The organism is Sphingobacterium sp. IITKGP-BTPF85, from assembly GCF_001006065.1.
Classification (GTDB): Bacteria; Bacteroidota; Bacteroidia; order Sphingobacteriales; family Sphingobacteriaceae; genus Sphingobacterium; species Sphingobacterium anhuiense.
On record NZ_ASZT02000039.1, the window covers coordinates 25,804 to 37,775 of the forward strand.

The following is an 11,972-nucleotide window of genomic DNA, read 5'->3' on the forward strand; positions in this document are numbered from 1 at the left end:
ATATGTTTAACAAAACTAAACTTTGTTCATTAAAACTAAACAAAATTTATGTTAAATTTTTATTAATTATTTTTAAACACGATCATGAGTAGCTAAAAGTTTCGAAAACGGTGTGCTTAGATCCTTAAGGAATTGCTGAATAGACATCTTAATACTTTATAATGACTCATACAGCTAAATTTATTGTTAAATTTGTCTAGGGAATAATTCTTTCAATTTCTATTACATAAATACGCTCAGAGACACTTTCGTCTTTTTAGCATGGTAGAATTATTGCTAAGGCAAACATAATTTTGTGCATGAAATTTTTATTTAAAATATTTTTTCTTTTTTTTATAATCTTCGGGATCTTCTTTGGTGAAAGCAAGGCCAATGATATTCAATATCTCGCTAGCCCTTGGGTACAGCAATTTACAAAATCTACTTACAAAGCCGGCAATCAAAACTGGGGCTTGAGTGTCGATCAGAATGGTCTGATTTACGCCGCTAATTCTGATGGTTTATTAGAGTATGATGGCGCATACTGGAATCTCTATCCTCATCCTAATAAAGGTATAGTCCGTGTTGCACAGGTACATCCAGATGGGAAAATCTATACGGGAGGCCAATCAGAATTTGGCTATTGGCTGAAAAATAATAATGGTCGTTTAACCTACCATTCCATAAGTAAGCGCTTACTTAAAGATCTTAATGATGAGATCTGGAAAATAATCATTCAAGACCATCGGATTATCTTCCAATCTTTCTCTACGATCTATATTTATGAAAATGACAAGATCAAAACTATTACTGAAGATGGAGAGCCTTTTCTATTTGCATTTCAAGCCAATAAGAGAATTTTCGTAGAAAAAATACCGAGTGGACTTCATGAACTAAAAAATAATAAGCTCATTCCTGTTTCGGGTAAAGAGCAGTTAAAGGGACATAACATTTTAAGTATTCTTCCTTTTGATGCAGCGTCATTCTTAATTGGAACAGCTAAAGGCGGATTATTTTTAATGAGCAAATCTGGAGAAATAACGCCCTGGAAAAATGACATCAATGAAGAATTAAAAAATGTACAGATCAACAATGGGATCAAGCTACTCAACCATTATTACGTATTCGGAACGATCTTAAACGGTATCTACATTCTTGATGAAAATGGATCTTTTGTTCAGCATATTAATAAAAGTGTTGGTTTGCAAAATAATACCGTTCTTAGTTTAACAGTAGATAAACAGTCAAATATATGGTCTGGTCTGGACAATGGTATTGACCGCATTGCGATTAATGCTGATCTCTACTATTATTCGGATAACTCAGGAAAACTTGGCACCATCTATTCTGCAAAAATTTACCAAGGATATCTTTATTTAGGGACTAACCAAGGTCTATTTTATACTTCATGGAATCCGAACAAAAAATATCAGCCTATAGACTTTAAGATGATCCATGGCTCTCAGGGCCAAGTATGGAATCTAGAAGTAATCAATAACGTATTGGTATGTGGACATAATACAGGTACCTTTCAAATTCAAGGTACAGCGATGTCCTTATTATCACCAAAAACAGGTGGTTGGGTTATCAAACTGCTTTCCCCTCATGCACCATATGTATTACAGGGAAATTATACAGGTGTGTCCCTATTTAATAGTTTACCTAATGCATTAACTTATCAGACGCAATATCCTAATTTCAGATCTGGCGTACAATTATTAGAAACACAAAGTAAAAATTCGGTTTGGGCGGCAGGTTACAATGAACTGAATCTACTTAAATTTTCAGATGATTTTAGTGTTATTAAACAGATTAAACCCTATGCCCAAAAAATGGTTTACCCAAATCGGGTTATTTAGGTGTTTACAAATTGGCCGCCATCAATGTTTTTACGACTGATAGTGGGCTATATGTTTATGATGAGCTTATTGATAAATTCACGCCCTATCATCAATTAAACAGCAAATTGGGCACATTCTCCAAAGCAAATAAGATCATACCAGCAGGAAATAATAGCTATTGGTTTATTAATAAAACCAGAATTGCTTTAGTCGATTTATTACAAGGTGGGCAAATTCGGGTTGATTCCATCAAATTAGCTTCTCTAGAAGATAATATGATGAAATATTATGAAAATATCTCGGCTCTCAATCCTAATCAATACCTGGTCAGTATTGATAATGGCTTCTCTTTGCTCAATTTGGGAAGGGATAATTTTAAATCCACTGATGTACCGGCTCCCCTCATCAGGAATATTAGATCTCTTTTCTCAACGGACAGTATAGATTTTAATCGTGATGAAGAGATAGTTGATATAAAATACAAAAACAACAGTATACAAGTATCTTATGCCTTACCTTATTACACTGAAACTGCTGTTCAATATCAATTTAAATTAACAAACACGCAGGAGGAATGGTCTGATTGGTCTAAGTTGCCCTACAAAGAGTTTACGAATCTGGCAGTTGGTCAGTATGTATTTACAATTCGTGCAAAACTGCCAAACGGTTTTATCACTAAGGAAACAAAAGTTGAAATCGAAATCCTACCTCCCTGGTATAGAACCTGGTATGCTTATTTAGGGTATTTAATATTACTGGTTTTAGCAATAAAAGAAGTCCGTAAATGGTACAACAAAAAGCTAATTAAACATGAGAAACAGGTAAAAAAGGCTTATTTGCTTAAACAAGAGGAACTTTTAAAACAGGAAGCAATCCGAGCACAGCAACACTTGATCGAAATTAAAAATAAGCAACTGGAACAGGAATTATATAATAAGAATAAGGAACTGACTAATGCTACGATGAATATTGTACAAAAGAATGAATTATTAAATGCACTTAATCACGAATTATTACAGTTGAAGGACGAAAATGGAAATAAACTGCAACCTGAGCAATTACAAAAAGTGGCCAAGATCCTTAAAAATGCTTATGAAGATAATATGGACTGGCATCTGTTTGAGCAGAGTTTTAATGAAACTCATGAGAATTTCTTTAAAAAGTTAAAGCATCAATTTCCCGAATTAATGCCCAATGATTTAAAACTCTGTGCCTATCTGAGGTTGAACATGAGCAGTAAAGAAATTGCCAGCTTATTAAATATAACGACACGTGGTGTCGAGATTAGACGTTACCGATTACGTAAAAAATTGAATATAACAACTGAGCAGAATTTAACTGATTTTTTAATGAATATTAGTTAGAAAAATGCCCTTAATCGTGGAACCCTATCTACGACATGAGATCATTTTGTTATTAAAACACACTAAAACACTACATCATTACCTCTCACGCGCTATAGTGTGCTTTAAACACTTAGTATTAAATAAAGTAATATATCACTTACTTTAGCAATCTGACTATCAGACGAATTATTTCTTTAAATTGAATTTTTTCGTTTATCTCAAATGGTGATGTATTAATGTATAAGTGTTAAATTATACATTTCGCATACTACATCACATCTTTGCTGTATCAAAATTTAATGAAAGGGTTAAATTTGTTAACAAACATTCAGATTAATTGGAATTGATAAATTAAAATAACACAAAAGTCACACCTATGAGGAAGTTATTTACATTACTATTACTCCCAGCATTTTGCCAATTCAATGTGTCAGTTTATGCACAGAGTGGAAAAGTGATCACTGGAAAAATTACAGCTAAATCTTCAAACGCTGTACTTTCAGGAGTAACCATTGCGGTTAAAGGAACTAGCGTTGCTACGCAATCTGACGCGAATGGAGAATTTAAAATTACAGCAGACCCCAATCAGGTTTTAATTTTCCGCTATATCGGTTATGATGGAAAAGAAGTTGTAATTGGTCAACAGAACAATGTACAAGTCAATCTAGAAGAACAAAATACGGCTTTAGATGAAATCGTGGTTATTGGTTATGGTACAGCTAAGAAAGTCGATCTAACTGGTTCTATAGGCCGTGTTACTTCAAGTGACATTGTAAAACAACCGGCATTGAATGCTGTTCAATCTGTACAGGGCAAGATATCTGGTGTTAACATCATTGCTAATGAAGCTCCGGGCTCTGCTCCAACAGTGATTATCCGCGGTCTAGGAACAGCTTCAGGTGGTCGTAATCCATTGTATATTGTTGATGGATTTCCAGTCGAAAATATCACCAATATCAACTCAGCAGATATCGTTTCTATCGATGTCCTAAAAGATGCTTCATCGGCTTCTATTTATGGTCTGCGTGCCGCAAATGGTGTGATCTTAGTGACAACTAAAAAGGGGAAAGCAGGACGTGCTCAGATTACGTATGATGGTTATGTAGGTGCCAAAGGCATTCTAAACCGTGTTAAAATGGCTGATGCGAATGAATATGTGACCCATTACAATGAAAACTTAGCAGTAGTTGAAAAAAATGGATCTCCTTTAGCATTAAATCAAAAAACAATACCAATTGGTACGACGAACTTTTACAGACTGGTATAGTGACCAATAACGTCGTTAGCTTATCTGGAGGTTCAGATGCAGTAGATTATTTCTTTAGTTATAACAACTTTACGGAAAAAGGAATTACGGAAGGCTCTCAATATGTACGTAACACGATCCGTAATAATAATACCTACAAATTCTTTGATAATAAATTAAAACTTAGTCAGACTTTAAACATCTCTTTTGCTAACGACCGTAATAAACCGCTAAGTGCTTTTGATGCGGCCTACCGTCAGTCACCCTTAGTTCCTGTTATGTATGAAAACGGACGCTACGGAAGACCTATATACAATAAAACAACCGGAGAGGCTACATATATTCTGGCTGCAGGTCAGCAGGGAGGAAGGTTAAATGATGTGGGCAATCCTGTTTACGAGAACAAAATGCAACAGCAGTATAACAAGAATCTGAGCATCCAAGGTGGACTTCAAGCAGAATACCAGATCACCAGCGACTTAAAATTCACCTCTCGCTTGGGCGTAACAAAATACTTTTCACAAAATAGAGGTTTTAATGATATCAAGGATCGCTACTTAAATACAGATCCTCTCAATACTGCTGCAGAATTTGAAAGATTAAAAGCACAAAACCCGAATTCATTGACCTATGCAAATAATAGCTTAAATATTGCTAAAACAGAAACATTCAGATGGGTATGGGAAAATTTTGTTTCTTACCAAAAAAGTTTCGGTAAGCATAATATAGATGCAACATTAGGAAATTCAAGAGAGAAAGTCGATATCGGAAATATGTCTGATTTGACCGGATATGATGTTCCTACTCAATCACAATACTGGAATATTGACTTAGCAAAAAACAAAGAGAAGCAAATTAGACAAACTTCTTACACACCTACTGCATTAATTTCTTATTTTGCTCGTGCACAGTATAATTACGACTCAAAATACTATTTAACTGCTACTGTACGTCGTGATGGATCTAGTAAATTTAAAGCATCTGGCGAATATTTTGACATCTTTCCTTCCTTTGGAGCGGGTTGGACCGTATCCAATGAGAGCTTTATGCAAGGCTCAGGCATCGATTTCTTAAAAGTAAGGGCAAACTGGGGTAGACTAGGTAACCAAAACATCCCTTTGAACGTTTCTCAGATATTATCATCGCCAGGATCCGATAATTACAATTATGTCTTTGGCCCGAACCAAGATCTTGTTTTTGGAGCAGCATATGGAAGTCCAGCGAGAAATTTAAGATGGGAAGTAACTGAAGAATCAGGATTAGGAGTTGATTTCACCTTATTAAATAACCGTTTAAGTGGTAATGTGGATTATTATAATAAGACCAACACTAATGCTATTTTAGAAGTAAAACCTTTATTGAATTCGCCATTTTCTCAAAAATATTTTGATCATGGCGGAAAAGTATCAAATCAAGGGGTGGAGATTGGTTTAAATTGGACCGATCAAATTAATGAAAACCTATCCTATAGTATTGGTGGTAACTATTCTTACAACAAAAATACTTTAAAGGATGTTAAACCTGCCTATGATGGTACTGAGGGAGGAAGTTTAAATAATGGTCAGCTTACAAAACAGTTAAAAGCTAATCAACCTATTTATGCTTGGTACATGTACGAAGCAGTTGGGGTGTGGCAAAACGAAGCTGAAATTGCAGATGGCGCTGCAACAACCGGAGCAAAACCTGGGTACCTAAAATACAAAGATCAAAATGAAGATGGTGTTATCGACGCAAAAGATAAAACATTCCACGGATCATATCTTCCTTCTTCGACATTTGGTTTAAATCTAAGTGTCAACTATAAAAAATGGGATTTCACAGCTCAAGGTTATGGGGTTGCAGGAAATAAAATTTACAATGGTCTAAAAGGTACCCGTGTTAATGGTGGTGAGAACGTAACTAAAGAAACTTTTGATAACCGCTGGACTGGCGCAGGAACGTCTAATACACATCCTGGAGCAGCTCATGATGCCTTAGCTTCCAGTTACTATTTAGAGTCAGGAGCCTATTTTAGAATCAATAACTTAACATTAGGTTATACCATTCCAAAATTATACAATTCAACTTCTAAAATTAGAATGTACGTAACAGCACAGAACCCTTTTATTTTCACAAAATATACAGGTTTCTCTCCTGAAATAACAGGTGCAAATTCTGGTGTTCCTTCGGAAACTGCGGGAATTGAGCTTTCGGCTTATCCAACAACACGTAATTTTATTTTCGGAGTCAATGTTTCATTCTAACTTTTAAAAATTAAAAATCATGAAATTTAACAAATTACATATAGCCTTAATTTTAACAGCAGGTTTGAGCATGTCTGCCTGTAAAGATTCAGCATTTTTAGATGTTCCTTCTCAAGAAATTGTAGAAGAAGCTGATAAGGAACAAGCGTTCACACCGGAGGGTTATGTGAATGCAATCTACGGTATGTTTACAGACTGGAATTACTCCTTTTCTTATGTTGCGATTACGGATATGCTTTCTGATAATGCCGACAAAGGCTCTTCTCCAACCGATCCAGGAGGTGACAAACAAGAAATCGACAGATTAGAGTATACAAGTTCATCCGGTTCCTTTGGAGCATTATGGTCACATTGGTATAAATCAATCGGACGTGCCACGCAATCTATTGAAGTGACTCAATCATCAACGATAGAAGATGCAACTTATAAAAATAGATTAATCGGTGAAGCTAAGTTTTTACGCGCCTTAAATTATTTTTATTTAGTGCGTGGCTGGGGTGATGTCCCTATCCAAGAGCAGGATTTAATAATTCGTGCGCCTAAAGCTGATGTTTATGCTTATATCATTAAAGATCTAAGAGAGGCTATAGACGCTTTGCCTTTAAAATCTGCTTATGAATCTAAAGATCTGGGTCGTGCTACCAAAGGCGCCGCGCAAGCTTTATTATCAAAAGTATATTTATACAATCAAAATTGGAATGAGGCCTACACGTTAGCGAAAGAAGTGATTAACTCCGGTCAATATGGTTTGGAATCGAAGTACGAAGTTCTTTGGCGCGCAAGTTCTGAGAATGGTACCGAGTCGATCTTTGAATTCCAGGCGCGTGGAGAAGCGATTGCACATGGTGTTCAACAATATTCTGAAGTACAGGGTGCACGTGGTGTTACCGGCTGGGGCTGGGGATTCAACACACCATCTGAGAATTTGTTAAACGCATTTAATGCGGAAAAAGATAATATCCGTCGCGACGCGACCATTATCTTCCGTGGAGAAACTTTGTGGGATGGCCGTGTTGTTGGAACAGGAGTTGAAAATCCAATGTACAATGAGAAAGCATACTCATCGGCAAATGCAGGTGCGGCTGATGGGGATAAAAATGTACGCTATTTACGTTTAGGCGAGGTATATTTGATCTTAGCAGAAGCAGCTAATGAAATGGGCAACACCGGAGAAGCGACAGCTGCTCTTAATACCATTCGTACTCGAGTTAAATTGCCTAATACCACAGCGATCAATCAAGCGGACTTACGCAAAGCAATCTGGAAGGAACGCCGTCTAGAATTAGCTTTTGAGCACGATCGTTGGTTTGATCTAGTTCGTACGAAACAAGCCTCTGAAGCTATGAAAGCGGATGGAAAAACATTCACCGACAAAAACTATTTGTTCCCAATTCCATATGAACAATTAACACAAACACCAGATATGGTGCAAAATCCTGGTTTTTAAGCCAACATCTTAATAAAACATCGAAACTGGGACTTATTAGCACTAAGTCCCAGTTCTTTAATATCCATCGCTCTACTTACTCTACTATGAAATTAAAATTTAATCCCAAGCTTATCTTAGGCTTAATCTTAATTGGTACAAGCATTACTGCGTGTAAAACACCTCAGACCTTGCAAAAGACCAGTATTTCTGATGATTCTTTAATGACTTTGGTGCAGAAGCAAACTTTCAACTATTTCTGGGAAGGTGCTGAACCTAATTCGGGAATGGCAAGAGAAAGGATCCATATCGACGGCCAATATCCGCTGAATGATTTTAATGTTGTCACTGTCGGCGGTTCTGGTTTTGGCATCATGGCTACAATTGTTGCTGCGGAACGAGGTTTTATCTCTGCCGAAGAAGCGACTAAAAGATTTGATCGCATTGTCGATTTTCTAGCAAAAGCCGATCGTTACCATGGTGCATGGTCACATTGGATCGATGGCCCCACTGGTAAATCGAAGGTTTTCGGAAATCAGGATGATGCTGCCGATATCGTAGAAACTGCTTTTATGGCCCAGGCCTTAATCTGTCTACGTGAGTATTACCAAAATGGAAACGACCAACAAAAACAAGTCGCTGAAAAAGCAGACGCACTTTGGAAAGGTATTGATTGGAATTTCTTTCGCAATGGCAAAGATGTTCTGTACTGGCACTGGAGTCCAACACATGGTTGGGGTATGAATCATGCGATACAGGGTTATGATGAATGCTTGATCAGCTATGTGCTGGGCGCGAGCTCACCGACACATCCAATCCCTGCCTCCACTTATCATAAAGGTTGGGCAAGAAGTGGTGCAATCGTATCCAGTGCTGAGAAGTTTGGAATTCCACTGGTGCTAAAACACAATGCACCTGAAAATGCTGTCGGTCCACTATTCTGGTCTCATTACTCCTACTTAGGTTTAAATCCGAAGGGCTTACAAGATGAATATGCTGATTACTGGAAAGTGAACGTTAATCACACTAAAATTAACATTGAATACGCTAAACAAAATCCTCATCAATTTAAAGGATATGGCGAAAACTCATGGGGATTGACCGCGAGCTATTCTGTAAAGGGATACGATGCTCACCATCCTGATAATGATAAAGGTGTTATTTCTCCTACAGCAGCGCTATCATCAATTCCATATGCTCCTAAAGAGAGTTTGCAAGCGATGCGCTATTTTTATGAACAAAAAGGTGCAGAGCTTTTTGGTAAATATGGATTTTATGATGCTTTTTCAGAAACAGAAAACTGGTATCCACAGCGTTATCTAGCAATTGACCAGGGACCTATTGTTGTCATGATTGAAAATTACAGAACTGGATTGATCTGGAATTTATTTATGCAGGCTCCCGAAGTTAAAGCAGGATTGAAGAACTTAGGTTTTAAAGGTCCGAATCTATAAGCATTTTATTCACATACAAATAACTACTAGAACATGAAACAATGGACTTCCCTATTAGTCGCTGTTGCATTAGTTCCGACTCTGGCATTCACACAGCCGGCGCACAAACAAGATCCCAAAATGGATAAGTTTGTTTCAGAACTGATGAAAAAATGACAGTTGACGAAAAAATTGGCCAGCTGAATCTAGTTACTGCAGGCGAGGTGACCACAGGTGCCACTGCCAGTACTGGAGTTGAAGCAAAAATTGCTGCTGGTCAAATTGGCGGAATCTTTTCTATGACTACACCTAAAAAAATTCGTGCTGCTCAAGAACTTGCTGTCAACAAAACAAGACTTAAAATACCGATGATCTTCGGTCTAGATGTCATCCATGGTTATAAAACTACTTTTCCAATTCCATTAGGTCTTTCAGCTACGTGGGATATCCCTCTAATCGAAAAAACTGCACGTATCGCAGCCCAAGAGGCTACTGCAGATGGAATCAACTGGACCTTCTCTCCTATGGTCGATATCTCTCGTGATGCCCGTTGGGGAAGAATTTCGGAAGGTTCCGGAGAAGACCCTTACTTAGGCTCACAGATTGCAAGCGCGATGGTTAAAGGTTATCAGGGCAATGACTTAAAAGCAATCAATACCATGATGGCCTGTGTGAAGCACTGGGCTTTGTATGGTGCAGCGGAGTCTGGAAAAGATTACAACACCACAGATATGAGTCTGCACCGCATGTACAATGAATACTTCCCTCCTTACAAAGCGGCTGTAGAAGCTGGTGCAGGTACAGTTATGACATCTTTCAATGATATCAATGGTATCCCGGCAACAGCTAATAAGTGGTTAGTAACTGATGTTCTTCGCAAGGAATGGGGATTCAACGGTATGGTGGTTACAGATTATACCGGTATTGCAGAGCTGATGGATCATGGTTTAGGAGATTTACAACAAGTATCTGCACTTTCGTTAAAAGCAGGCGTGGATATGGATATGATTTCTGAAGGTTTTTTAAATACCTTAAAAAAATCTTTAAAAGAAGGAAAAGTCTCTCAAGCTGATATAGACCGCGCATGCCGTTTAGTTTTAGAGGCTAAATATAAATTAGGATTATTTGAGGATCCATACCGCTACTGTAATGAAGATCGTGCTAAAACCGAGTTACTGACGCCTGCAAATCTTAAAGTTGCCCGTGATGCGGCTACTAAATCATTTGTCTTGTTAAAGAATGACAAGCAGCTTCTTCCTTTACAGAAAAAAGGTACAGTTGCTGTAATAGGTGCATTAGCAAATACACGTGCGAACATGGTGGGTACATGGTCTGTAAGCTCTGACTTAGTGAATACTCCTTCCTTAGTTGAAGGTATGCAGTCGGTATTGGGAAACCAAGTGAAGATTGTTACACATTTAGGTTCAAATTTACTTGAAGATGCTGTTTACCAAGAACACGCTACCATGTTTGGACGTACGATCCCTAGAGATAATAGACCTGAGTCGGATATTATTGCTGAAGCGCTACAAACAGCTGCTCAAGCAGATGTGATCGTAGCAGCCTTAGGTGAATCTTCGGAGATGTCTGGTGAAGTTCTAGCCGTTCGGAGATTGGTATCCCGGCTATTCAGCAACGTCTTTTAGCAGCGCTATTAAAAACAGGAAAACCTGTTGTTTTAGTTTTGTTTGCAGGAAGACCCATGACTTTAACGTGGGAAGATGAGCATGTCCCTGCTATCTTAAATGCATGGTTTGGTGGTTCTGAAACTGGAGCAGCCGTAGCTGAGGTATTATTTGGAGATGTTAACCCTTCAGGTAAATTAACGGCAACTTTCCCTAGAAATGTTGGTCAGTTACCTATTTATTATGGACATAAAAGCACCGGAAGACCATTAGCAGAAGGTGGTTCTTTCCAAAAATTTAGATCTAACTACATTGATGTGATCAATAGCCCGCTTTATCCATTTGGATATGGTTTGAGTTATACAACATTTGATTATTCAGATCTGAAATTGGATAAGTCTTCTTTTAAAGCTGGGCAATCTATCCAAGCATCGGTGACGTTGCGTAATACGGGTAAATATGACGGTGAAGAGGTTGTTCAACTTTATATTAAAGATCTGGTTGGTTCAATTACACGTCCTGTTAAAGAATTAAAAGGTTTTCAAAAAGTATTCTTAAAAGCTGGAGAATCTAAAGTCGTAACTTTTACTGTTTCGGAAGAAGATTTAAAATTCTATAATAACGATCTCAAGTTTGTCGCTGAACCGGGAGATTTCACCTTATTTATCGGTAAAAATTCGCAGGATCTTTTAGCTACTAAATTTGAATTAAAATAATATCATTTCCCCTTATATTAGAGGAGTTATCTTTAACCGGATAGCTCCTTTTTTATTTTATTAAGCCTTCATCGATCTTTATTGTTAATCTTATAGGGTAGTAAATGATCTACCATT

At 37.4% G+C, this 11,972-nt stretch carries 9 protein-coding genes; all 9 read left to right on the plus strand.

Annotation, left to right across the window (positions count from 1 at the left end; genetic code table 11):
* The first annotated feature begins 299 nt into the window (after positions 1 to 299).
* The gene (locus L950_RS26315; protein ID WP_052764379.1) at positions 300 to 1,838 is read left to right on the plus strand and encodes a hypothetical protein; all 1,539 of its coding nucleotides are present in this window, start codon (positions 300 to 302) and stop codon (positions 1,836 to 1,838) included.
* Between the two features lie 11 nt (positions 1,839 to 1,849).
* On the plus strand, positions 1,850 to 3,184 hold the full coding sequence (locus L950_RS26320) for a hypothetical protein (protein WP_052764380.1): 1,335 nt from the start codon (positions 1,850 to 1,852) through the stop codon (positions 3,182 to 3,184).
* A gap of 358 nt (positions 3,185 to 3,542) precedes the next feature.
* The gene (locus L950_RS28550; RefSeq protein ID WP_156169644.1) at positions 3,543 to 4,433 is read left to right on the plus strand and encodes a TonB-dependent receptor plug domain-containing protein; all 891 of its coding nucleotides are present in this window, start codon (positions 3,543 to 3,545) and stop codon (positions 4,431 to 4,433) included.
* The gene (locus L950_RS10095; protein WP_231577050.1) at positions 4,433 to 6,655 is read left to right on the plus strand and encodes a SusC/RagA family TonB-linked outer membrane protein; all 2,223 of its coding nucleotides are present in this window, start codon (positions 4,433 to 4,435) and stop codon (positions 6,653 to 6,655) included. Before L950_RS28550 ends, L950_RS10095 begins: the two co-directional genes overlap by 1 nt.
* 19 nt (positions 6,656 to 6,674) lie before the next feature.
* A complete protein-coding gene (locus L950_RS10100) occupies positions 6,675 to 8,102 on the plus strand; it encodes a RagB/SusD family nutrient uptake outer membrane protein (RefSeq protein ID WP_021188399.1) in 1,428 nt (475 codons plus the stop codon).
* Between the two features lie 86 nt (positions 8,103 to 8,188).
* Positions 8,189 to 9,535, plus strand: a complete 1,347-nt coding sequence (locus L950_RS10105) for a glucoamylase family protein (protein WP_021188400.1) — start codon at positions 8,189 to 8,191, stop codon at positions 9,533 to 9,535.
* Positions 9,536 to 9,568: 33 nt separating this feature from the next.
* Positions 9,569 to 9,691 carry a hypothetical protein gene (locus L950_RS37230; protein ID WP_021188401.1) on the plus strand — a complete coding sequence of 41 codons (123 nt, stop codon included), beginning with the start codon at positions 9,569 to 9,571 and terminating at the stop codon, positions 9,689 to 9,691.
* Positions 9,688 to 11,160, plus strand: coding sequence for a glycoside hydrolase family 3 N-terminal domain-containing protein (locus tag L950_RS37235; protein WP_410528118.1), 1,473 nt, complete (start codon positions 9,688 to 9,690; stop codon positions 11,158 to 11,160). The genes L950_RS37230 and L950_RS37235 overlap by 4 nt, the downstream gene beginning before the upstream one ends.
* Entirely contained in the window at positions 11,142 to 11,855 is a 714-nt protein-coding gene (locus tag L950_RS37240; RefSeq protein ID WP_410528119.1) for a glycoside hydrolase family 3 C-terminal domain-containing protein, read from the plus strand. Before L950_RS37235 ends, L950_RS37240 begins: the two co-directional genes overlap by 19 nt.
* The last annotated feature ends 117 nt before the right edge of the window (positions 11,856 to 11,972 follow it).

Bases quoted from the DNA above. Each gene is read 5' to 3' on its own strand.
- L950_RS37230 (WP_021188401.1), top strand. From the start codon at position 9,569: ATGAAACAATGGACTTCCCTATTAGTCGCTGTTGCATTAGTTCCGACT.
- L950_RS26315 (WP_052764379.1), top strand. From the start codon at position 300: ATGAAATTTTTATTTAAAATATTTTTTCTTTTTTTTATAATCTTCGGG.
- L950_RS10105 (WP_021188400.1), top strand. From the start codon at position 8,189: ATGAAATTAAAATTTAATCCCAAGCTTATCTTAGGCTTAATCTTAATT.
- L950_RS28550 (WP_156169644.1), top strand. From the start codon at position 3,543: ATGAGGAAGTTATTTACATTACTATTACTCCCAGCATTTTGCCAATTC.
- L950_RS37235 (WP_410528118.1), top strand. From the start codon at position 9,688: ATGACAGTTGACGAAAAAATTGGCCAGCTGAATCTAGTTACTGCAGGC.
- L950_RS10100 (WP_021188399.1), top strand. From the start codon at position 6,675: ATGAAATTTAACAAATTACATATAGCCTTAATTTTAACAGCAGGTTTG.